This is a genomic window from Bradyrhizobium sp. B117, from assembly GCF_038969555.1.
In the GTDB taxonomy this organism is placed as follows: domain Bacteria; phylum Pseudomonadota; class Alphaproteobacteria; order Rhizobiales; family Xanthobacteraceae; genus Bradyrhizobium.
On sequence record NZ_CP152414.1, the window covers coordinates 2,068,218 to 2,088,684 of the forward strand.

At 60.1% G+C, this 20,467-nt stretch carries 25 protein-coding genes; 4 read left to right on the forward strand and 21 right to left on the reverse strand.

Annotation, left to right across the window (positions count from 1 at the left end):
• Positions 1–38 precede the first annotated feature (38 nt).
• The 6 genes from AAFG16_RS10110 to AAFG16_RS10135 all read right to left on the reverse strand — a co-directional run bounded on the left by AAFG16_RS10110 (position 39) and on the right by AAFG16_RS10135 (position 5,268).
• Positions 39–332 (reverse strand): hypothetical protein, encoded by a 294-nt coding sequence (locus AAFG16_RS10110; protein ID WP_225895068.1) that lies wholly within the window; start codon positions 330–332, stop codon positions 39–41.
• 390 nt (positions 333–722) lie between these two features.
• Complete coding sequence (locus tag AAFG16_RS10115; RefSeq protein ID WP_038959690.1) at positions 723–1,724, reverse strand: sensor histidine kinase; 1,002 nt, start codon at positions 1,722–1,724, stop codon at positions 723–725.
• 977 nt (positions 1,725–2,701) lie between these two features.
• A complete protein-coding gene (locus tag AAFG16_RS10120) occupies positions 2,702–3,379 on the reverse strand; it encodes a Crp/Fnr family transcriptional regulator (RefSeq protein ID WP_342739024.1) in 678 nt (225 codons plus the stop codon).
• 184 nt (positions 3,380–3,563) lie between these two features.
• Positions 3,564–3,947, reverse strand: a complete 384-nt coding sequence (locus AAFG16_RS10125; protein WP_342739025.1) for a hypothetical protein — start codon at positions 3,945–3,947, stop codon at positions 3,564–3,566.
• A gap of 357 nt (positions 3,948–4,304) precedes the next feature.
• Entirely contained in the window at positions 4,305–4,925 is a 621-nt protein-coding gene (locus tag AAFG16_RS10130; protein ID WP_248888994.1) for a general stress protein, read from the reverse strand.
• A gap of 25 nt (positions 4,926–4,950) precedes the next feature.
• A complete protein-coding gene (locus AAFG16_RS10135; RefSeq protein ID WP_014493211.1) occupies positions 4,951–5,268 on the reverse strand; it encodes a hypothetical protein in 318 nt (105 codons plus the stop codon).
• A gap of 227 nt (positions 5,269–5,495) precedes the next feature.
• On the opposite strand from AAFG16_RS10135, the gene AAFG16_RS10140 reads away from it, so the two are divergent.
• Positions 5,496–6,002: a ferritin-like domain-containing protein gene (locus tag AAFG16_RS10140; RefSeq protein WP_039153471.1), complete on the forward strand. Its 507-nt coding sequence runs from the start codon at positions 5,496–5,498 to the stop codon at positions 6,000–6,002.
• A 145-nt stretch (positions 6,003–6,147) separates the two neighbouring features.
• Here AAFG16_RS10140 and AAFG16_RS10145 read toward each other — a convergent pair whose 3' ends face one another.
• Positions 6,148–7,437: an MFS transporter gene (locus AAFG16_RS10145; RefSeq protein WP_342739026.1), complete on the reverse strand. Its 1,290-nt coding sequence runs from the start codon at positions 7,435–7,437 to the stop codon at positions 6,148–6,150.
• A gap of 283 nt (positions 7,438–7,720) precedes the next feature.
• Positions 7,721–7,882, reverse strand: coding sequence for a hypothetical protein (locus AAFG16_RS10150; protein ID WP_342739027.1), 162 nt, complete (start codon positions 7,880–7,882; stop codon positions 7,721–7,723).
• 172 nt (positions 7,883–8,054) lie between these two features.
• Between AAFG16_RS10150 and AAFG16_RS10155 the strand changes: the two genes are divergently transcribed.
• Positions 8,055–9,059: an alpha/beta hydrolase gene (locus tag AAFG16_RS10155; RefSeq protein ID WP_038959683.1), complete on the forward strand. Its 1,005-nt coding sequence runs from the start codon at positions 8,055–8,057 to the stop codon at positions 9,057–9,059.
• Between the two features lie 83 nt (positions 9,060–9,142).
• Entirely contained in the window at positions 9,143–10,321 is a 1,179-nt protein-coding gene (locus AAFG16_RS10160) for an AI-2E family transporter (protein ID WP_342739028.1), read from the forward strand.
• A gap of 63 nt (positions 10,322–10,384) precedes the next feature.
• Here the strand turns inward: AAFG16_RS10160 and AAFG16_RS10165 are convergent, their stop codons facing one another.
• The 6 genes from AAFG16_RS10165 to AAFG16_RS10190 all read right to left on the reverse strand — a co-directional run bounded on the left by AAFG16_RS10165 (position 10,385) and on the right by AAFG16_RS10190 (position 14,310).
• The gene (locus AAFG16_RS10165) at positions 10,385–11,506 is read right to left on the reverse strand and encodes a PAS domain-containing sensor histidine kinase (protein WP_220003319.1); all 1,122 of its coding nucleotides are present in this window, start codon (positions 11,504–11,506) and stop codon (positions 10,385–10,387) included.
• Positions 11,506–12,297: an alpha/beta hydrolase gene (locus tag AAFG16_RS10170; protein ID WP_038959680.1), complete on the reverse strand. Its 792-nt coding sequence runs from the start codon at positions 12,295–12,297 to the stop codon at positions 11,506–11,508. Before AAFG16_RS10170 ends, AAFG16_RS10165 begins: the two co-directional genes overlap by 1 nt.
• Before the next feature lie 114 nt (positions 12,298–12,411).
• Positions 12,412–12,810, reverse strand: a complete 399-nt coding sequence (locus tag AAFG16_RS10175; RefSeq protein WP_039153463.1) for a low affinity iron permease family protein — start codon at positions 12,808–12,810, stop codon at positions 12,412–12,414.
• Positions 12,811–12,896: 86 nt separating this feature from the next.
• Positions 12,897–13,253, reverse strand: a complete 357-nt coding sequence (locus AAFG16_RS10180) for a response regulator (RefSeq protein ID WP_035632832.1) — start codon at positions 13,251–13,253, stop codon at positions 12,897–12,899.
• 121 nt (positions 13,254–13,374) lie between these two features.
• Entirely contained in the window at positions 13,375–13,746 is a 372-nt protein-coding gene (locus AAFG16_RS10185) for a hypothetical protein (protein ID WP_038959677.1), read from the reverse strand.
• Positions 13,747–13,773: 27 nt separating this feature from the next.
• Positions 13,774–14,310, reverse strand: coding sequence for a hypothetical protein (locus tag AAFG16_RS10190; RefSeq protein WP_342739029.1), 537 nt, complete (start codon positions 14,308–14,310; stop codon positions 13,774–13,776).
• A gap of 281 nt (positions 14,311–14,591) precedes the next feature.
• Between AAFG16_RS10190 and AAFG16_RS10195 the strand changes: the two genes are divergently transcribed.
• A complete protein-coding gene (locus AAFG16_RS10195; protein ID WP_228749543.1) occupies positions 14,592–14,795 on the forward strand; it encodes a hypothetical protein in 204 nt (67 codons plus the stop codon).
• Between the two features lie 217 nt (positions 14,796–15,012).
• Here the strand turns inward: AAFG16_RS10195 and AAFG16_RS10200 are convergent, their stop codons facing one another.
• The 7 genes from AAFG16_RS10200 to AAFG16_RS10230 form a co-directional block, all read right to left on the reverse strand.
• The gene (locus AAFG16_RS10200) at positions 15,013–15,822 is read right to left on the reverse strand and encodes a transglutaminase family protein (protein WP_220003149.1); all 810 of its coding nucleotides are present in this window, start codon (positions 15,820–15,822) and stop codon (positions 15,013–15,015) included.
• A gap of 135 nt (positions 15,823–15,957) precedes the next feature.
• Positions 15,958–16,842, reverse strand: coding sequence for a transglutaminase family protein (locus AAFG16_RS10205; protein ID WP_038959674.1), 885 nt, complete (start codon positions 16,840–16,842; stop codon positions 15,958–15,960).
• A 226-nt stretch (positions 16,843–17,068) separates the two neighbouring features.
• Positions 17,069–17,623, reverse strand: a complete 555-nt coding sequence (locus AAFG16_RS10210) for a DUF1236 domain-containing protein (RefSeq protein ID WP_220003317.1) — start codon at positions 17,621–17,623, stop codon at positions 17,069–17,071.
• 319 nt (positions 17,624–17,942) lie between these two features.
• A complete protein-coding gene (locus AAFG16_RS10215) occupies positions 17,943–18,191 on the reverse strand; it encodes a hypothetical protein (RefSeq protein ID WP_220003148.1) in 249 nt (82 codons plus the stop codon).
• Positions 18,192–18,239: 48 nt separating this feature from the next.
• On the reverse strand, positions 18,240–18,593 hold the full coding sequence (locus tag AAFG16_RS10220) for a CsbD family protein (RefSeq protein ID WP_016845151.1): 354 nt from the start codon (positions 18,591–18,593) through the stop codon (positions 18,240–18,242).
• A 150-nt stretch (positions 18,594–18,743) separates the two neighbouring features.
• Positions 18,744–19,250 carry a hypothetical protein gene (locus AAFG16_RS10225; RefSeq protein WP_220003316.1) on the reverse strand — a complete coding sequence of 169 codons (507 nt, stop codon included), beginning with the start codon at positions 19,248–19,250 and terminating at the stop codon, positions 18,744–18,746.
• Positions 19,251–19,300: 50 nt separating this feature from the next.
• On the reverse strand, positions 19,301–20,368 hold the full coding sequence (locus AAFG16_RS10230; RefSeq protein WP_342739031.1) for a fatty acid desaturase: 1,068 nt from the start codon (positions 20,366–20,368) through the stop codon (positions 19,301–19,303).
• Between the last annotated feature and the right edge of the window lie 99 nt (positions 20,369–20,467).

A 20,467-nucleotide genomic window follows, 5' to 3' on the forward strand; every position in this document is an offset into this window, starting at 1 on the left:
AGCATACATCCAGTTCAATAGCTGCTTTTGTTCCCGAGCTACTCCTGCGCCTTGACGCCAGGCCGCACGCTTATCCTTGCGAGCTCGCGACGCTCGTCCTCTGTCAGCTGCCAATCCTCGCACTGGCTGCAAAGCTGCGCGAAAACGTCGTGTAATTGGCTTCGGGCTACCCTGACGATCTCGGTATCGTCGAATTCGCAAGACTTCAGGAAAATTGGCAAGGTAAAACTGGTCTGACGGCTTTCGAACTGAAACGTCAGGCGAATGTCCTCGCCACGTTCATTCGGCAGAATCACCTCGATGCGTGCGATCGTAATCTCGAACATATTCATGCGCATCTCCTTGTCGCCCACCTTTCCAAGTTGGTCTCGCCCGGGAGCGAAGCGTTCTGGCTGCTCTCCGGCATGCGCGAGCCGGTGCGGTCAATTGGAATTGCGGCTTGAAACTGTTGTGCTTCGTGTTGCGGTTGCTGTGGCATGGTGGGCGACGCCTTGGCGTCGTCCACGGGAAGCGGCATATCCGCAGCGTCCCGGGCTGGCCTTTCGGGCGGATTGCCGGGTTAGGCGCAGGCGCTGGCCGCAGAGGTCGAGCGGATGGGCATTGTGCGAGGCCGCCCCATGCAGTCTCCCGGAAGTGTCAGCCACTCCGGAACGCGGACCTGATCTCTGTCTTCCAGGCTCCGCGTTGCGCCGGACGCTACTGTGCGAAGGTCTCAAGGTTCCTCACCTTGCCAGGCGATCTTTGCTCATGATCAGCGTAACGACCAGCCCCTCTTCCGACCAGTCGAATGCGATGGAGCCACCGAGTTGGGCCGCCATGCTCCGCTGCACCAATTTGCTTCCAAAGCCATCGAGCCTTGCGGGAGCCTTAAGAGGCGGGCCGCCCCGCTCGGTCCAGGTCACGACGACTTCGTCGCCATGGGCATTGCACGACACGTCCAAGGTGCCGCTTGCCAGCGATAGCGAACCGTATTTCGCCGAGTTCGTTGCCAGTTCGTGCAGCACAAGAGCGAGCGTTGTACTCGACATCTCGCCGACATTCATCTTCGGCACCGAAACGCGAATGCGGACGCTCGCCTCTCTTTCGTCGTAAGGCGCGAGCAAGATGGAGACGAGGTCACCAAGAAGCGCTCCTTCGCTCTTCCTTCCCGGTATGGGGCGAATGAGATCCTGTGCACGTCCCAAGGCCATCAGCCGATTTGTTAGCTCGTGGGCCATGTCTTCTTTGGTTGCGGCCGAACGCGATGTAAATTGAGTAAGCGCGGTCGCGATAGTCAGAAGGTTCTTCACGCGATGGCTCATCTCACCGGCAAGCAACTCGTTCGCTTCTTCGGCTTGCTTGCGTTGGGTAACATCGAGGAAGATGCCAAACATGGTTCGATCGGCGATGTCCGCATCGTCGCCTTGCCCGCGCGCGGAGATCCAACGGATGTCGCCGTCGAACAAGATGCGAAAGTCAATCTCGTAAGCGCCTACTATTGCGCGAGTAGCGGCAAACGCAGACCTGACTCGTTCCAGATCAGCAGGATGGATGTTCCTGGACAAGATCTCGAATGTGATGTGTTTTTCACTCTTCGGAACGTCCCACAGGTCGTAGGCGCGTTCGTCCATCGTAATAGCGTCCGTATCCACGTTCCAGGCCCACAAGGCCACGCCGGCGGCGTCGGTCGCAGCACGCAAGTGCTTTTCATTCCAAACCGGCATCGATATCTTATCGGACGACATCCGCTTTGCTTCCATCTTGTACACCGATAACGGCTGAGGGGCGCGGTGGTGCCAGGCAGCGCATGTGAGCGGAAGAACGAGGCTTGGCGGAATCAATTTCCGTGATCGGCCCGCGCCGGCCGGCCTGCGCACTCCGACATACGCGCCGCGAGCGGATAGGAATGAGCCTTGCCTTAGTCGGCGTCCGTGATCCTGCCCTTGCCTTTGCATGACTGGCATTTCGCTGGGTAGATCTTTCGGCCCGGTTCCACCGGCTGCATCACCGGAGCGAAGCCCGTTCCGCTGCATCCAGGGCAGGTATGCTCTTTGATCTTTAGCGTCATATCGACCTTTCAGGTTCCGCGGATCTGCGGCCAACAATTTCATTACAGATCGCGCGCTTCCATGATCGATCACGCTTCAGCGGTCCGTCCTGCTTCTCGCGCTCCTGCGCCAAGCCAAACAAGAGCGGCCCGAGTTCGGCACTGGTCGAGATCTCGGGCCGCCCGAACGGCGCGGGGGCGGCCCGCGACGCCCGGCGTCATCCGATCACATCCAGCTCGCGGTCGCTGTGCAATTTTGCTCACTCTTGGACGCGCCACTTGTTGGTCCCCACCTGCTCACGCGCCCTGATGCCGGGCACGCGAGGTAAGACCGGTCTGAGGTGCCTTCGAATTGAAACGTCGGCCGACCGTCCTCGCCGTGTTCGTTCGGCGGAATCGTCTCGATGCGTGATCTGTATGCTGAATGCATTCAGCGCATCACCTTGCTTGATCGACCTTGAAGCGACTTCCCTCGGCTTGATCTCGATCTCGATCGCGCTCGGCAGCGATGCTGCCGCGATCATACCAAATGACAACCATACTGGATCGCGATCAGCATCGCAGCGATCCAGCGAGAGGGCGAATGCCAAAGACCGGCGAGGGGGCCGACGTGCCCGACCTCCAAATGGCGATGCCACGCATCTGCAGTCGATCAATCGACCGGTCGCGCGCCGGTCAGTCCTTCCGGCCCAGCTCCGACTTCTCAATCAGAACGGCGTTCAGGAGCGAGCTATGGACCTCGATTTTTCCATTGTAGCTGATGAAGCCAAGCCTGCGGAATTTATTCATGAAGAAACTAACCCGCGATCGGGTCGCGCCGATCATTTCGGCAAGTGTTTCCTGACTGATCTTGACCCCAATAGGCTGCGGGCTGGTTTCCTTGCCGAAATTCGCGAGCAGAAGCAACAGCCGCGCCAGACGTTTTTCGCTGGAGTTGAATAGTTGGTCGATCAGATCTTCTTCGATTCGGCTATTGCGCGTGAGCAGGTACGCCATGAACAATTGGGAGAACTTGGGCCTGCCTTCGAGCGCTGAAATCATTGCCAGTTTCGATATTCTAGTGATGATGCTGTCTTCCATTGCCGTAGTCGTCGCGATACGCAATGGCTGGCCGTTGAGACAACCTTCACCAAAGAATTGTCCCGGCTCCAACATCCCGACGACGGCTTCCTTGCCCTGGTCGGAAACGACCGTGAGCTTGATCTTTCCTTTTTGAATGTAGAAAACCGCGTCCGCGACATCTCCCTGCACGAACACGTTCTGACCCTTGCCAAGCTTTGAGAACGATTTTCCTGCCCCAACCTTGGCGAGGAAGGTCTTGGGATCAAACTTGTCCTTCGCAGGCTTTGCCAAGTCGGCGCTCTCGTTCCCTGAGTGTAATACTCCGTAATATTAGCAGAATGTCCACTTCGTGGAAGGCGCAGCGCGCGAAATCGGGAACGGAAATCACATCAGGGAATTCCGGCCCGAAGGGGGGGACTTCCAAGGTATGGACACCCCGAGAAATTGCACAGATCGCCCTGCGCAGGTTGGTCGGCTATCCGCGTTGCTCAACCGCTTTTTCGCGGCCGAGCGATTCGGCACAAGCCCTTGCAACGGCCGAATTTGCCTCGGTGCTTCCCGGCATCGTGGCCCAACCTCCCTTTTCAACGAACTTGCCCTGGTCCGATATATAGGTCGTCTTCTTCATTTCGGTCAGGTTCGCCGAGGCATCGGCAGCCTGTCGAAATTTTTCAACGCAGATGGGTGTGAGAGCTGCGACGACGGCCGTCGCAGCGCGGCTTGCAGCGAGGGTCCCTGCGGACCCACCGGTCACCCAGCCGCCCCAATTGAATCCAACGATCGCCAGGGCGATTGCCCCAGCCACAGCACCCCACAGAACGGAGCGCGCGGTCGCCTTTGTCTCCCGGGAGATGTCCATGATGTCGCCTTTGACTGAGAGGATCGAGATAGCTTGAGGAAGCCAAGCATGTCGATCGCTGGGCGGCTGTACCAAATTGCTCATTCGGCGTGTGGAGGCCCAACTCGGATGGGCACAGATGTGCCGCATGCCCCCGCCCGCGTTGTGTGCCTATTTGAACAGACAGCGCAGTCTACCCGCGCTCTATTCTTGAATTGCCTGACTTGAAATCATACTTCCGATCAGCCCGGCCCTCGCGGCCGGGCTTTTCGTTCCGGCTCCATCGATCTGAGATCCATTCCAGGGGTTTTGCTTCGAAAGAGTTTCTCCACGTAGGTCGAAAGAAAAGGCCCGCCGGAGCGGGCCTTTGAATGTTGCCTAGCGAAGCGCGCCACCGTATTGCTGCCGCTCCTTGCGAATCTCCTCGGCGCCGTAGGGCTTGCTGGCCGGATCGAATGATTTCCACCCGGCCTTTTGCCAGGCAGCGCTGCGGTCACGCAGGTTGATGGCCGACTCGTTCAATATTGCATCGAAGCGAGACTGGTCTGCATCGGCCACGCGTGCGGACACCAGCGTGCCGCCACGACGGACGCCCTCGGCATAGGAGTGCGCTTCCTCTTCCGAAACGCCAGCCTGCGTCAGCGCTCCGACAATTCCGCCGGTAGCTGCACCTGCGGCTGCGCCGACCGCCGTCGCGGCCAGCCAGCCGGCTGCGACAACGGGCCCGAGGCCGGGGATCGCCAGCAGGCCGAGCCCGGCAAGAAGGCCGGCCGTGCCACCCACGCCCGCACCAATGCCGGCGCCTGTCCCGGCACCCTCGGCGCGATCGTCGACCCCATCGCCGTCGCGGTCCACCTTCTTGTCGGTGTTGAACCAGCTGTCTGAATTGTTGGCGACGATGCTGATGTCCGAGTGCGGCACGCCTGCGGCTTCCAGGCGTCGAACAGCCTGCTGGGCATCATTGTGGTTGTCGTAAAGACGAGAAATTGTAACGGTCATGCTGAGCCTTCCTTACTTCGCGCTATTACTTGGCGCTATTGACGTTGCCCTGAAAATCGACGCTGACCGCAGCGACTGAGCCGCTCTTGCTCGCCTTGCCGCGCCAGACACCATTGTCGTCCTTCTTCAACTCGGTGACGTTGGTGTAGCCGGCATCCTCGATCTTCGACTTGGCTTGTCCTTCGGTGAAACTGTTACGACCGGCGACGGGAGCGTTGGAGTTGTTTTGACCGGGGCTATTGACGGCGCTGTTGTTCGGCCCCGACTGCGCGGGCGGATTTTGCGCCGAAGCCGTGGTGGCCGCCAATAATCCAATGCAAATGAGCAGAAGTGAACGTTTCATAGTTTTCTCCAGTGTTCAGGTGGGAGCCCAATCTCTCGTCGCCGTGTTAGTTCCTCGCGCCGCAGCGTAAGTGGAGTTCCGCGGCGGCTAGGTAGCGCTTCAGTTGCCGGGAACGCGGTCGCGTATCGCGCCGGAGGTTGCGACGACTCGTCAACTGACGCTTGAGGAACTTAGCCGGATGCGCGGGATTGCCTCCCACAATCCCCCCCACATCGCGGAGATGGACCATGGCGAAAATGAAGAAGCTCGAAGACCTGTTTCACGACACTCTCAAGGACGTCTATTTCGCCGAGAAGAAGATTCTCGCGACCCTGCCGAAAATGATGAAGGCTGCGCAGCATGCCGACCTCAAGGCCGCTTTCGAGAAACACCTTGGCGAGACCGAAGGTCAGATCGAGCGCCTGGAGCAGGTGTTCGCCGAAATCGACAAGAAGCCCCAGGGCAAGACCTGTGATGCCATCGTGGGTATCGCGAAGGAAGGGCAGGAGATCATGGACGAGTACGAGGGCATGCCCGCCCACGATGCCGGGTTGCTCGCCGCTGCGCAGGCCGTCGAACACTACGAGATGAGCCGCTACGGCACGCTTCGTACCTGGGCCGAGGAACTCGGTTACACCAAGTCGGTCAAGTTGCTCCAGCAGACCCTCGACCAGGAACGTGCGACTGACGCCGCGCTGACCAAGCTTGCGAAAGCCGTCATCAACCTGGACGCTGAGCAAGACGAAGCAGCGTGACTGAGCGGGGCGCGGCCCGACCGAATGCGGCGGCGTCCGTTATCTCAACATGTCGGCTGCAGGCTCGCTCCACTTCGTTCGGCACGCTTTCACTGCTGCCGAACGAAGACGTCCCTCATTTTAGGGGCGTATGACGATTCGCGCATTAGTGCGCCATCGCGATCTCACCTGACAAATGCTCGCGCCTTGCATCAATCCGCAACATCACGACAACGATCGCGCCCGCCAGCGCGCACCCCGCCAGCAGGAGAAGGCCGGCGGTAAAGTTGCCGGTCAGATCCTTCAGATAGCCCATCGCGTAGGGACCGGCGAAACCCGAAAGATTTCCGAGCGAGTTGATCGCGGCAATGCCGGCGGCGGCCGATGCGCCCGTCAGGAAACTCGCCGGCAGCGGCCAGAACATCGGGGGTACCGCGGAGACGCCGATCTGTGCAAAACAAAGCAGCGCCATGACGACGACGGCGTTTGAGACGAACCCTGCCAATCCGATTCCAATCGCGGCCATGAGCAGTGCCACCGCGACGTGACCCTTTCGTTCCATGGTCCGATCCGAATGACGACCGAGCAGCACCATGCCCACGGCGCCGAAGACAAAGGGCAGCGCCGCAAGCAATCCGGTCTGGGTATCGCTGACGCCAAACCCCTTGATGATGGTCGGCAGGAAGAACGCCACTCCGTAGCTTGCGGCATTCAGGCAGAAATACACCAACGCGCACATGAGAATGCGCGGATCCGTGAGCGCCTGCTCCAGGGACAGGTGCTCGACCTTTTCCTTGTTCAGCTTCTCGGTCGCCTGCACGTTCTCCAGCCACGCAATTTCATCCCGTTGCAGCCAACGCGCCTGGCGCGGCAAATCGGTCAGGTAGATCAGGACGCCGATGCCCACCAGAACCGATGGCAGCGCCTCGAGAATGAACAGCCACTGCCAGCCGTCCAGTCCCCAGCCGGTCAGGCCTAGCAGCATCCCGGAGATTGGCGATCCGATGATGGATGATATCGGGATCGCCAGCATGAACAGGCTGATGACCCTGGCGCGGTAAACCGCCGGGAACCACAGGGTCAAATAGAAGATGATGCCCGGAAAGAAGCCTGCCTCGCAGGCGCCGAGCAGCAGACGGAGCGAGTAGAAGACGCCCGTCGTCGGAATTCCGGTCGCCGCCGATATCGATGGGATGAACGCGAAGGCCGCCGAGACGATCCCCCACGTGATCATGATGCGGGCGATCCACACGCGCGCGCCGACCTTCTCCAGAAAGATGTTGGACGGTACTTCAAACAGAAAATAACCGACGAAGAACAGGCCTGCGCCCAATCCAAAGGCTGCTTCACTCAAGCCGAGCGCCTCGTTCATGTGCAGCTTGGCAAAGCTGACATTGACCCGGTCGAGATAAGCCACGAAGTAACACAGGATCAGGAACGGAATGAGCCGCCACATCACCTTGCCGATGACACGTTTCTCGACGTCTTGCATGGCGCAGCCTCTCGCTTGGTAGTTTGAGCTCCATGTCCCATTAAGCGGTAGCGTCGCCAGCCGACAGGACTGGCACGCCTCGTGGCGTCGATCTGGCGAACAAACGCTTCGATCATTCGCGCCGCCTCACTCCGCACGGCAAAGATAGTGTGAAACGATCGTCAGTCTGAGTCTGAGCAAAATTGCTCACAGCATCTGTTCCTGTCGGCGCAGCAACGCAGCCAGCTGGCGGTCTCATCGACCACTGCTAACCGGCTGGCTTTTCCTTCTCATGCGGCGTGCCGCGATTTTTGTCGGTCTGCTCCGCATCCTCCGGCGTTTTCCCTGCCATATTTCCGGGATTGAAGTGGTACTTGCCATCGGGGTTCTCGCCGGGCTGCTTCTCATTCGAGTTCTTCTTGTTAGTCATTGGACCAGTCACTCCTTGGGAAGAGTAACAATGTTGAACGGGACCGAGGTCTCTATGTTCCCAAAGCTGCGATTGACCGCGTGGAACGAAAGCTCGCTCGTCCCCGTTGAGCATCACCTGCAACATTTCTCATTGGCGTGAGGCGTCGTGCAGACCACTTGAGGTGTTGCACATGGCTTTTTCGCAAACACGTTCTTCCGCATTCCTGTCCGACTGTCTGGCCGCCTTCAGGCGATATCCCGCCATCGCCGCGTTTGCTGGGGCCGCTACCCTTGTGGCGGCGACGGCGATCGCGAACCGGCATCTTGCCGATAAAGCGCAGCGTGATAACCCGCCACGGGGTCGGTTCATCGACGTCGACGGGGTTCGGCTGCACTATGTGGAGCGCGGCAATGGCCGGCCGCTGGTTCTCTTCCACGGCAATGGCAGCATGATCCAGGATTTCGAGTCGAGCGGCCTGATCGATCTGGCAGCCGAGAATTACAGGGTCATCGTCTTCGACCGACCGGGATTCGGGCATAGCCTGCGGCCGCGAAACGTGGTTTGGACGCCGGAGGCACAGGCGGACCTGTTCAGGAAGGCATTTGATGGGCTGGGCGTTCAGCGAGCCATCGTGCTCGGGCATTCGTGGGGGGCGTCGGTCGCGATTGCGCTGGCGATAAGGCATCCTTCCTTCGTCGAAGCGCTGGTGCTGGCATCGGGATACTATTTTCCGAGCGCGCGAGCCGACGCAGTGGCCTCATCTCTACCCGCCACACCCGCGCTTGGCGATATCATCAGCTACACCGTCTCACCGATCCTGGGTCGATTGATGTGGCCGGCAATGTTGCGCAAGGTGTTTGGCCCGCAACCAGTCCCCGGCAAATTCGCCGGCTTTCCGAAGGAAATGGCCGTCCGGCCATCACAGCTCCGCGCCAGTGCGGCGGAATCGACGTTGATGGTTCCCGCTGCATTTGCTTCTTCGAAGACCTACGGCGAACTCGACATGCCGACGATCATACTCGCGGGCGAGGATGATCGTTTGATCGATATCGATGAGCAATCGGCCAGGCTGCATGACGAGGTCAAGCAGAGCAAGCTGCACCGCATTGCCGGAGCCGGACATATGATCCAGCAATCTGCCACGCGAGATCTGATGGCGGCTATCGACGAAGCCGCTGCCGAGACCCTGCACTAGTCCGTCGGATGCGGCGATGCGGTGGCGAGTACCGCTCGCCATGACCGCGCAGGGATACCTGGCTGCCGGCAGGACAGATTTGCGTGGAGGATGGAGGAGACCCCTTGGTTTCGCTTTCGATGTTGCCGCAGGAGCTCCCCACGTCGCCAGGGCAGGACGCCGGCGCGTCGGAATCGGGGGCCTTGCCAACGCAGGCGGTCGACAATGTCGAGATGCCGCTGCCGTCCAGTCCGCAGACGTTCTTTCTCGGTAGCCTGTTGACATTGGCCGTCCTGGCAGCCGTATACGTGGCAAGCTCGATCATATTGCCCGTGGTGCTCGCGTTCGTGTTGCAACTCATTCTGCAACCTGCCGTGGATCTTCTCGAGCGTATCGGCCTACCCCGAGCCGTCGGCGCGCTCTTGGCGATCCTGCTGGTCGTGGGAGCGCTCGTGGGCTTCGTGGCAGCCTTGTCAGTACCCGCCGCGTCGTGGGCGGAGAAGTTGCCGGACGGCTTACCGCGCCTGGAAACTCATCTGGTCGTCCTGAAGCGCCCGATCGAAGCGCTGCAAAAGGTTGTCCAGCAGGCGGAGCACGTCGCGGACTCTCCCGGGAAAAAGGAGCCCACCGTTTCGGTTCGCCGCGATCTCGGTCTGACCGGCGTGCTCTTTGCCGGAACGCGCGCCGTTCTCGACGGCCTGTTCACGACGGTTCTGGTGCTCTATTTCCTTCTGGTCGCAGGCGACATTTTTCTGCGACGCATCGTCGAGGTGCTGCCGAATTTTGCCGACAAGAGGCAGGCCGTGGACATCTTCCAGCAGATCGAAGCGGACATATCGGCCTATCTGCTCACGATCACGGCCATGAATGCTGCGGTGGGAATTGCGACGGCGGCTGCGATGTACCTCTGCGGGCTTGGAGATCCCTTGTTGTGGGGAGCCGCTGCCTTCCTGCTCAACTACGTTCCAATTCTCGGGCCGTTGTTGGGAACCATCATCTTCCTGCTCGCCGGAATGTTGAGTTTCGACAGCTTGTGGTGGGCCTTGCTGCCGGCGATTCTTTACTTCTGCATCCACCTCGCCGAGGGCGAGACCCTGACTCCCATGCTGCTTGCGCGACGCTTCACCCTGAATCCCGTGCTGATCATCCTGTCGCTGGTGTTCTGGTTCTGGATGTGGGGGGTGCCTGGCGCGATCCTGGCCGTTCCAATGTTGGCCATCCTGAAGATCGTCAGCGATCGCGTCCGTCCGCTAAAGGCTTTGGGGCACGTCCTCGAAGGATAATCGCAGCGTCTTGGTGATGGATTGAGGACGTACCGCCGGCGGGGCACGGCCAGTGCTGGCAGGCTACGAAAGAGGCATAGAGAAGGTGAAGCGGGTTCCAGCGGAGTTCGATGCGACGGTCAAAGCGCCCCCATGGGCCTTTGCGATCTGAGAGGCGATGTAGAGCCCCAATCCAAGCCCCTGCTTGCTCGCACGAGCTTTGCCGCGGAAGAACGGTTCGAACAACTTCTCCATCACCGTTTCCGGAATCGCCTCACCCGCATTGGCTACCCAGAGTTCGAACGATCCCTTTCGCGTCTCGGCGTGAACGACGATGGGTTTGTCGGTTGCCCCGTGCGTCACCGCGTTGCCGAGAAGGTTGGAGAGGAGCTGGCCGATGCGGATGCGATCGCAGTTCACCGGCTCGTGGATGGCAAATTCGGTCTCGATGACCCGGCCGGGTGAGGCCAGTCTCAGTTCGTCGACCACCTGGGCAAGGGCAGGTTCGAGCGGCGCTCTTGCATCGCGTTCCAGGGTAATGCCGCCGCCCAGCCGACCGCGCGCGAAGTCGAGAACGTTGTCGATCATCGAGGCCATTCGCATGACCGTGGTCTGCATCATGGCGATGATCTGGTGTTCCTTTTCGCTATGGACGGTTCGGTCGAGAATTCTCGCGCCGGCGCTAATGGAGGCGAGAGGATTGCGAAGATCGTGACCGAGCACGGCGATGAACTGTTCGCGCAACTCGGAGGTTTCGTGCTCGAGCCGCAGCAGTTCTTGCGTCGCCTTCTCGGCGCCAATCGCCAATTCTCGGGCGGCCAGAAGCTCGTGCTCGTAGCGCCGCCGATCCGTCGCCTTGATCAGGGCTAGACGGATGAGCAGCAGCCTTCCTTCCGGATCGCGGCGCTCGTTCGCGTTGGCGATCATCTGCAGCGGCGTACCGGCGGCGGTCAACACGTCGATGGCGAATTCGTCGAAGGATCCCTGCATTCGGAGCAGCGGCGCGATATGGGTTTCGTAATAGATGCGGCCCGGCATGGTCAGGAAATCGCTGAAGCGCTTCCCGATCATCTGTGGCGCCGTATGTCCGCTCCATTCCAGGAAGGTGAGGTTGACGTACTCGATCCGGCCGTTCGGCTGCAGGGTGACGTAACCGCAGGGCGCATTGTCGATCATGTCCTTGAACTGGGGATCGGAGGCGCGCACTAGACAAAAGGTCGCATCGCCGCGATGACCTCTTCCGGCGCGCTCAGATTTGGGCAATGCCCGGTCGCGTCCAGGACGATCATCCGGCTGTTGGGAATATTGCGGGCGACAAACTCGCCGACCTCCGGAGGGGCGATAATATCCTCGCTGCACTGGAGAACGAGGGTCGGAAGGGAGACCTCCGCGAGGTCTTCGCGGTTGTCGGAGGTGAAGGTCACCCGGGCGAACGCTTTGGCGATTTCGGGATCCGCGCTGCAGAAGCTATTGGTTAGCTCCTGACCCAGTTCCGGTCGATCGGGATTGCCCATGATCATCGGCGCCATCTGCATCGACCAACCCATGTGGTTCGAGTCGAGAAACCTGAGCAATTCCTCGATCTGCTGGGCGCTGAACCCACCAACGTATCCGTCGTCGTCGATGTAACGGGGTGACGGACCGATAAGCACGAGCTTGCCGAACATCCCGGGGGCTTGTCGGGCGGCCAGCACGCCGATCATGCTGCTGACGGAATGTCCCACGAAGACGGAATCCTTCAATCCGAGCTCCGTGCCGATTTCGACCACGTCTTTGGCGTAGCCGGACAGGGTCGAATATTTGGCGCTGTCGTAGGCCGAAAGGTCGGAGCCGCCGGCGCCGACGTGGTCGAACACAACGGTCATGAAATCCTTTTCGAACGCGGGAGCCACAAAGCGCCACATGTTCTGGTCGCACCCGAAGCCGTGTGCGAAGATCATCGTCCGGTGGCCGGCGCCGCGAACGCGAACGTTATTTCGTTTGATTGTGCCTGCCATCAGGACTCCCTGAATCGCCCTTTATCGTGCAGTTCCTCCAACGTCGCCGGGCCGCGGTCCGGTTTGCGAGGCCTGAATGCAGTGGAGATGTCCGGTCCTGCGAGCCGATCCGGATCAGCCGGCGCGCTCGAGCATCTCGACTTTCGCTTGCTTGATTTCTTCATCCGACGCCTCCTCGATGCCCGCAATGCGGTTGCTTGCGGCCTTGGTCGCCAGGATCAATTCGTCGAGTTTCAACTGCAAGGCCAGCGTGTCGCGGTTCTGCGTTGCCTGGATCAGAAAGACCATCAGGAACGTCACGATTGTCGTCCCCGTGTTGATGACGAGCTGCCAGGTATCGCTGAAGCCGAATAAGGGACCTGTGATCGCCCACACGAGTACGACGGCAACTGCCAGCAGAAAGGTCGTCGGTCGGCCGGAAATGCGCGAGGTCGCAACTGCCAGCCGGGCGAACCAATTGCCGCTTGGTTGAGCATTCGCGGACGTAGAGCCTATGGGCAGATTTGCGCGCATTGAATGATTTCCTTGGCGAAGCGGAAGCCACACCGCAGATGTCTGCAAGTCAGCTATTGGCGATCGACGGACCGCAAGGAGCGCCGTCAGCTGATGGAAGGAGGCCGTCTTTCTTTTCCCATTTGTCTGACCGCTTCGACGATGCGGTCGGGTTGGTAGGGCTTGTGCAAGGTGAGACTGCCAGGCACCGGACGGGCCTCGACGGGCGAGAAGCCGGTCGCGTAGATCACCTGCAGCTGGGGATCATGCTCCCGACAACGTTCGGCGATCTGCCACCCGTCAACTCCGCCGGGCAGCCTGATGTCGGTGACCAGAACGTCCGCGATCTGCCTCTTGCACAATGCCAGCGCTTGCTCACCATTGGAGGCGTGAAAGACCTCGTAGCCTTCCTCGCGCAGAGCGTCGACCACCAATTCGCGGACAAGTGGATCGTCCTCGACCATAAGTATTCGCACCGGTGGCTCCTCAATACTCTTGACGACTGTTGCAAGTCTGGAACGGCCCAGGCTTGAGAGGGTTCCGCGGCGACGCTGCCAACGTCGCAGCATTCTCGGAATCAGAGACTCAGGCCATCCTGTGAAATGCCGGTGGCAACGTCTCTCGAACCAGTTGACTCAGATCCAGCGCCTCCCCGCTGTCCGCAATGTCGGAGAATAGAACCTCGACGAAGGGATGCTGTCGGTTGAATACCGCGCCTCGCTGGTATTTCGCGCTCACGATCCGCTGAAGTGCGGCAAGGTTCAGTCTGCCAAGCGCATTGTATTGATCGCGAAACAGGCTTTGTCGCCCACCACCATGCTCGATGGAGTCCGCCCAGACGTCCATCACCTTCCGCCCAATAAACGCTTCCACGCAATCATTTCCATCCTGAGCGAGAAGCCTTAGTCCATCCATGACGTGTGGTCCGTCATCGACTCGAAACTGTGTAAGCGACATGGGAGTCCTCCTGTTATCGGCGTCCATCTAGATCGGCGGGCAGTCGTGGACTGCTCCTCCCTCGTTGTCCCATCGCGACAGCGCCAGGGCACTTGATCTTGCATCGGCAGGCGAGTCTTCTGTCACCGGTAATTTGCCGCGACCGGCATCATCCTTGTGGTTGTGAAGAAACCGGGCGATTTGGCTGCGGAGCGCCGATGTCGCCAGTAACTTGCCGACCGACCCCGCAGTGTCGAAGATCGGCCGTTGCAGCGTCGTCGGCAGGGCGTTCCATCGTATGATGATGGCCGCGCCCAGACACCGCAAAACACGTTCTTCTTGGGCCGCAAGGGCTGCACCATACGAGCGGTTCTCATCCGGATCGGGCGGGTGCTCGGCCAGTTCGCCGTGCTTGGCTTCTCTCGCCCGAGATTGCTGAGATTTAAACATGCCGGGCCCCTTTCGTTGAAAGTCGCGGCCCTTCCGAACAAACCCCGATGGGGTGATCAGACTCAAATAGATATGGGGATCAAAGGTCCGGACAACGAGCCCAGGGTCCAAATAAACTTGCACGATAGTTGGCATCGTTTGGCGTCCAGCGTGGTGCAAAGAGCATTGCCGCGGACTGCGATGATCCCGTCGAACTCCCTGTCGTGAGCAATATTGACCAGCGTGCGGCGCTGCCGGGTCCATACTGCTGCGATCGCACCGGCCGTGGGCGCCGATCGGTGAGAGAGAGTTCGATAGTGCCGCTACCTTTATTCCGCAGGGGGCGAGCGTGCTCGGGTCAGAGGCCAGGACCCCTAACACCTCGCGCGACGCGGCGACCGGTGCTGGCTTTCGAGTGCCACAGTGAGGACGATGAAATGAAAACGCTGCCGTGGAACGATCTGGATCGTCACGATTGGGCTACCCGGGCATCCGAGGCTCTGGCGCAAGCAAGGCAGTTGCCGCCTGGAGCGATGCGATTCGAAGCCATCAGAAAAGCCGAGCAACTTGGCTTTGCCGCTGAGATGAGGAAATGGCTGATACCGAAGAAGCCCAACGGCGCCCCGAAAGTGACTGGCTGACGGCGATCTCGGTTTCGAAACGGTGAAGTGCTGATTTTGGGCGAGAAGCCCAGGCCCAGAGAGCAGACCAGAAGGGCTTTCCTAAAGGAACGGCCCCAGGGCGTGGGGGCGCGCTGGGGCCGTCATTTCATCGGATGCGTGGGGGCACTTGCATCCGGTCGCCCGTTACCAAGCAACGCCGCCGACATTCGTTCCAGGAAAGCCGCAAGTCGCGTTGCTAGGAAGTGATCTCGTCGGTCCACACCTTAAAGCTCACCAGGGTGTTGGGCCCGAAGGTCTGCGTAATCGGAACGTCAGCAGCGTCACGTCCCTGGGCAATCAGGATGCGTCCAATCCGTGGCACGTTGTTGCGCGGATCGAACGCGTACCAACGTCCGCCAATGTAGGCCTCGAACCATCCGGCGAAGTCTCCTGGGGCATAGGGGGGCGGCATGGCGATGTCGCCCAAATAGCCGGTGCAGTACCTTGCCGGAATGTTCATGCAGCGGCAGAACGTAATGGCCAGATGCGCAAAGTCGCGACAAACGCCCTTGCCCTCGTGGTACACTTCCCGGGAGGTCTTGGTGGCGCGCGCGTGCTCGTAGCCGAATTGAATGTGATTGTGGACGAAATCGCAGATCGCCTGAACGCGCGCCCATCCGGGCGGCTGCTTCTCGAAGAGCTTCCACGCGGTGTCGGATAGCTGGTCGGTTTCGCAATAGCGACTGCCGAGAAGATACACGATCGTCTCTGCCGGCAAGTCCTCGACCGCGTGTTGGAAAGCCGAGGGCACGGTGGCGTCCGGCAAGCCCGTGTCGCGAATGATGCCATCAGCCGCCAGCCGCAGTCGACCGGCTGGAGCAACGATACGGCTGCACCAGTTACCGAAGCCATCGCGGTATGGGTTGATCGCCACCGGAGGATCAGTGGTCAGATAGTCAGGCACGATAACGTCGGAAGCCCGGGTAAAATGAACGCCCAGGACCATGATCATGGGTGTGGGCTGCGGAAACTCGTAGATCATCTCATAGCCGACCCGAATCTTCACGCGGCGTCCTCCAAAGTCGAGAAGGCTGCTCGACTGCTTCGATCTTGTGTGTGCTCACCCTACACTCGCGACACAGCGCGGCGCGAACCCCAACGCCCTGGTGGTACTTGTGTTCCAGCCACGTCATCACAGCAGCTACAATAGAGCCGACGCCGTTTTGACGTTGACCTCCACATTCATCCCAAGCTCGTCCTCGCGACTTCCCCAATAGGTGCCGAACAGGGGAATGGCCTGGCTCGGGATTCTGGCCACCGCGACGCGAATTAAGTCCCGGTTTCCGACGATGCCGTTGGTCGGATCGAACTCGACCCAGCCCGAACCGGGGACGTAAATCTGGCACCAGGCATGAGTGGCTCCCCCACCCAGCCAGGTAGGTCCATCGCGATCCGGTACGTAGATGTAGCCCGTGATAAAGCGCGCGGCGAAGCCCAGACTGCGTGCGGCTTCAATCATCAAAACGGCAAAGTCCCTGCAGGTGCCTTTCCTCAGTTCAAGTGTGGTGGAGGGAATTTGAGTTCCTGGCGCCGTGCGGCGGTCATATGCGAAGCCATCCGAGATTGCTTCATTGAGGGTCATCAGGAGCTGGCCCGTCGGACGTTTCGTCCCCCGCGTGAGAAAGGTGTCCAGCCACCGGCCAACATGATCTTCCGGGTCGGAGAACCATCTCTGAACATAAGGTGCCAGGTCAGGCGCCTCTTCGTCATGATACGTGAATGGATGGTCCGTCGCGTAATCCTCAATCCTGAAGTCCGGGGCGTTCTCCGGAGTGTGGTCAACCTTGATTTCACAGTCGAATCGCAAGTAATCGCTCGCGCGGTCAAATTCGATGTGCGCGACGCAATTCCCAAAGACATCATGAAGCCATCTCACCTCTGAGGGCTTCGGCGTCACATCGAGCGAGAAGTCAATCAGTCGTTGATCGAAGCTGTCCCGCGGACGCGCCATTAGCTGATGCCGGCCGAGCCTTACCTCGCGCTCGTACCGGTACGTTGTACTATGCCGGACGATGAAGATCGCCATGATGTCGCCGGTCGACGAGGGTTAAGGGCTCACGATTCGCTCGGTTGATGGCGACGATCGCATTCCGACGGGAAATGTATCTGAATTTGCCGACAACTGACGAGATCTTCGGAAGGGCGTGGCGCAAGCGATGCCAGGGCAGGTTCGCATGTCTGGTTGACCCATACAACAAGGGCGGCTCTCGAGCCGCCCTCGTAACTGCCTGTCATACGCCTGGCGTGGTCGCCTAGCCTTCGATGATGTAGACGATCTCGTGGGTGCGCGGGCGAAGAACGATGTACCTTCCGTGCACGAGGATGAAATCGTATCCACGCCATTCCGGATAGATCTCGACGATACGTGCCGGCATCGGATAGTAGCGGACGCCCGCCGGGACGGCCGTTCCGATCGAGAGGTTGAAGTTCACGTTTGCAACTTCCTCGACCTTCTCTTGCTTCATCGCCGAACTGATCTGGGTGCGCTTCTCGGCGGGAGGCGTCGCTGTCGCTGCGGTTGCGGCGTTGCCGGTCGTCTTGTTGTCCGAGGTCGAGGGCTTGGTCTCGGCAGTCGGTGTCTTCAAGTCCTTCGAGGTCGCGGCCGAATCAGACGATTTCGTCTTGCTTTCGGCTTTCATCTCGCTCGCCGCCTTGCCGCCCGAAGGCGACGTCGTTTCGGCGGCCGGATTCTTCAGGTCCTTCGTGGCGGCCGGCGTCGTTGACTCCGAGGCCTTCGACTTGCCATCGGCCTTCATGTCACCTGTCGTTTTCGCATCCGGCTTGCCCTGCGCATGTTGGGGCGCCATCTCCTTTGACCCAGCACCTGGGGTAGCCTTCTCGACTCCCTTTGCCGCCGGTGCATTCATCGGCGCCGCATTATCACCTTTCGGCGAAGCGGCCGTCGGAGAGTCCTTCGCCGCTCCTTGATTGGCGCCTTGAGCTGTCGCAAACCCGGTCGTGGCCAATAGGGCCGCAACGGCCGCAGAAACCATTAATGACTTTCTCATCTGATTTTCCAATTCAAATTGAATCTATGCCGACGGACGCCGGCCATAGGTGCAACGGCTCCGACCTCCTAGAGTTCCGCTTTCCCCGATTGAGCCATCACGCGAGCTGCGCAGGCCGTCATCGGCGGCGGGCGATGGCAACTCCCAACAGGAAGGCGACCAGCAGAGAGCCAAGAGGGGCTTCGCGCGCGATATTGCTCAGGACGCTCAGCGGCATTCCTGGCTTTCGTCCAGCCTCTATCGCGCCCGCAACCCGATTGGCGGTCCCCTTCACGGCGTCGGAGACTTCCGCGATAGGAGATTTCGGCTCTGAAGCAGGATCCAGGCTTTCGTGGGGGAAGGGGGCGAGCGGGATGTCGTCACTCATGATTCAATCTCCAATCCAGCAATTGCTCGGCTGTACCCGTCCCAAACGCTATCGCGCGCGCCGCGGCGGGCGCGCCAGCCATTGCGCCAACACAAATCCGATCGCGCCGGCGATCAGCATCGAACCGAGCGGATTATCCTGCACCTTCCTGGCGATCGCTTGTGTGCCGTCGCGGAAGGTCTCGCCGCTGTTCTCATAGGCGTCCTTGGCGTAGTCGGCGGCGGCATCCGTAACGTCGCGCGCTGCGTCCTTGGCTTGGCCGTACAGGTTCTGCGCGGTGCCTTTCGCCTCGCGGAGACGGCCCGCTGCCTGGCTCTTTGCATCTCCGGCGATATCGCCGACGGTGCCCTCGAGTTTACCGGCGAACTCCTTCGCCGAACCGGCAATGCGATCGCTCTCCATAGCAGATACTCCTTGGGGTGAAAGTCTCGGCGAGCTAACTGGCAGGACCCCGCGACGTTCCTGCGCGCAGAGAGCGCGGCCTGCAAATGTGGTTGCGATCTGAGCTCCCAGCAGTCCATGCCTGCCGCTCGACCGCCCCGAAGAGACGGATCAAGATCGCCAGGAAAGCCGCTTTCGCTTCTGCGCAGCCTTGAATTCCAGGACATGTCGTTGAACAGCAAGCTTGGCATTGAAGCTCCAGCCGCGCACGAGTTGCCATGCTGACAGGGACGCGACCCAGTCCTGGCCTTGGCAAAACCTACCGTGGCACCAGGCGAAAGCAGGAATTGACATCAGCTTGTCGCGGTTGACGCAGAAGAGCCGCTCGATGAGCAGGAGTTTGAGAAGCTCGCCGACGATGAGGAGCGCAAACCCGCGACCGATGTGCCCGGTCGCCGTCAGGTAAGCCGCAAGAGGCTTGACAGGTTCAAGCAAGATGACCGGCACGAGGAACAGTGCCAGAGCCGGATACGGGCGAAGCGACTCGATCCACGCTCGCACGCGCTCGAAAACCCAGCAGTTCGCCAACCGGCGAAAGACAGGTTTGAAGAGGGTGAAAAAGACCGCGTCCACCAGGAAGTAGATGGCTGCGATCAGAAACACAAAGGGTTTGAACATGCGGCTCAAGCGGGTTCTCCAATGAACCAAGCGCGAACCCATCGTTAAGTTCACGAATTCAAGCGGCGAATTCCAGGACCCGCAACGGAACCATTGCTCTGCGTCCGCGTATGGCGCGCGACCAGACCTATTTTGGCGTCTCGGAACGAAATGAGCCGTCGCTCCTTCTCGTCCCACAAGGCCTTCGGCACACATCGCAAGCTCTGGACGAGGGTGATTCGGCCCACATTTGCGAGTTCCGGATGATCCCGGAGCACGTCCGGCAGCCGATAGCAGGGAATTCGACTGCATAGATGATGGACGCCGATGTTTGCGGTGAACCAGCGCAAGATCCACGGCAAGTGATAGTGCGAACTGCCATAGAGCGCAGCTTCGTGAAAGCTCCAGGCTTCATCGCATGACCATGAGGTGTTCTCGAACTGGTGCTGGACATAGAACAGCCAGACGCCGATCGACGCAGCCAGAACCATGATCGGCAGATGCACCAGCAGGAATGGCCCAGGGCCTGCCAGCCGGATCATGCCTGCGATCAGAACTGCGATGGCGACGTTCGTGCCCATTGTGCTCAGCCAGGGCCGCCAGCCGTTACGCATCATCCCAATCGGCAATCGATGCCGCAAGATGAACAGATATGTCGGGCCCACGCCAAACATGACGATCGGATGCCGGTACAGGCGATACAGAATCTTGCGCCATCGAGACCGTGCGGCAAACTCACTCACGGTCAATGTGTCGATGTCACCCGAGCCTCTATGATCGAGATTGCCCGAACTCGCGTGATGCCGCGCATGGTTGCGCCGCCAATAATCGTAGGGAGTTAAAGTAACAACGCCGATGGCTCGGCCGATCCAATCGTTCGCAAGCCGGCTGCGGAAGAAAGACCCATGGCCGCAGTCATGCTGGATCATGAAGAGACGAACGAGCAGGCCTGCCGCGGGCACGGCCAGCAGCAGGCCAATCCCATGGCCACGGGCAACGCCGACGAGCATCAGAGCCCAGATGACAGAAAAGGGCACTGCCGTGATCACCAGCTCGAAAATGCCGCGCGCGTCATCGGGTTGGCGATACCGGGCGAGCAGCGCTGCGAGCGCGCGGGTTTCCGGTGGATGTTGAACCATGTCTAGCTGCTTTCGGAGTGACCCGCCAAAGCCAAGGCCGCGACGTCATCGACGACCGGAATGATCACGACGAGCCCGGGTCCGGCACGAGGTAACCCA

Excerpts from the sequence above, each read along its gene's own strand:
- AAFG16_RS10110 (WP_225895068.1), bottom strand. The coding sequence starts at position 332 with ATGAATATGTTCGAGATTACGATCGCACGCATCGAGGTGATTCTGCCG.
- AAFG16_RS10115 (WP_038959690.1), bottom strand. The coding sequence starts at position 1,724 with ATGTCGTCCGATAAGATATCGATGCCGGTTTGGAATGAAAAGCACTTG.
- AAFG16_RS10125 (WP_342739025.1), bottom strand. The coding sequence starts at position 3,947 with ATGGACATCTCCCGGGAGACAAAGGCGACCGCGCGCTCCGTTCTGTGG.
- AAFG16_RS10130 (WP_248888994.1), bottom strand. The coding sequence starts at position 4,925 with ATGACCGTTACAATTTCTCGTCTTTACGACAACCACAATGATGCCCAG.
- AAFG16_RS10135 (WP_014493211.1), bottom strand. The coding sequence starts at position 5,268 with ATGAAACGTTCACTTCTGCTCATTTGCATTGGATTATTGGCGGCCACC.
- AAFG16_RS10140 (WP_039153471.1), top strand. The coding sequence starts at position 5,496 with ATGGCGAAAATGAAGAAGCTCGAAGACCTGTTTCACGACACTCTCAAG.
- AAFG16_RS10145 (WP_342739026.1), bottom strand. The coding sequence starts at position 7,437 with ATGTGGCGGCTCATTCCGTTCCTGATCCTGTGTTACTTCGTGGCTTAT.
- AAFG16_RS10150 (WP_342739027.1), bottom strand. The coding sequence starts at position 7,882 with ATGACTAACAAGAAGAACTCGAATGAGAAGCAGCCCGGCGAGAACCCC.
- AAFG16_RS10155 (WP_038959683.1), top strand. The coding sequence starts at position 8,055 with ATGGCTTTTTCGCAAACACGTTCTTCCGCATTCCTGTCCGACTGTCTG.
- AAFG16_RS10170 (WP_038959680.1), bottom strand. The coding sequence starts at position 12,297 with ATGGCAGGCACAATCAAACGAAATAACGTTCGCGTTCGCGGCGCCGGC.
- AAFG16_RS10175 (WP_039153463.1), bottom strand. The coding sequence starts at position 12,810 with ATGCGCGCAAATCTGCCCATAGGCTCTACGTCCGCGAATGCTCAACCA.
- AAFG16_RS10180 (WP_035632832.1), bottom strand. The coding sequence starts at position 13,253 with ATGGTCGAGGACGATCCACTTGTCCGCGAATTGGTGGTCGACGCTCTG.
- AAFG16_RS10185 (WP_038959677.1), bottom strand. The coding sequence starts at position 13,746 with ATGTCGCTTACACAGTTTCGAGTCGATGACGGACCACACGTCATGGAT.
- AAFG16_RS10190 (WP_342739029.1), bottom strand. The coding sequence starts at position 14,310 with ATGCCAACTATCGTGCAAGTTTATTTGGACCCTGGGCTCGTTGTCCGG.
- AAFG16_RS10195 (WP_228749543.1), top strand. The coding sequence starts at position 14,592 with ATGAAAACGCTGCCGTGGAACGATCTGGATCGTCACGATTGGGCTACC.
- AAFG16_RS10205 (WP_038959674.1), bottom strand. The coding sequence starts at position 16,842 with ATGGCGATCTTCATCGTCCGGCATAGTACAACGTACCGGTACGAGCGC.
- AAFG16_RS10210 (WP_220003317.1), bottom strand. The coding sequence starts at position 17,623 with ATGGCGCCCCAACATGCGCAGGGCAAGCCGGATGCGAAAACGACAGGT.
- AAFG16_RS10215 (WP_220003148.1), bottom strand. The coding sequence starts at position 18,191 with ATGAGTGACGACATCCCGCTCGCCCCCTTCCCCCACGAAAGCCTGGAT.
- AAFG16_RS10220 (WP_016845151.1), bottom strand. The coding sequence starts at position 18,593 with ATGGAGAGCGATCGCATTGCCGGTTCGGCGAAGGAGTTCGCCGGTAAA.
- AAFG16_RS10225 (WP_220003316.1), bottom strand. The coding sequence starts at position 19,250 with ATGTTCAAACCCTTTGTGTTTCTGATCGCAGCCATCTACTTCCTGGTG.
- AAFG16_RS10230 (WP_342739031.1), bottom strand. The coding sequence starts at position 20,368 with ATGGTTCAACATCCACCGGAAACCCGCGCGCTCGCAGCGCTGCTCGCC.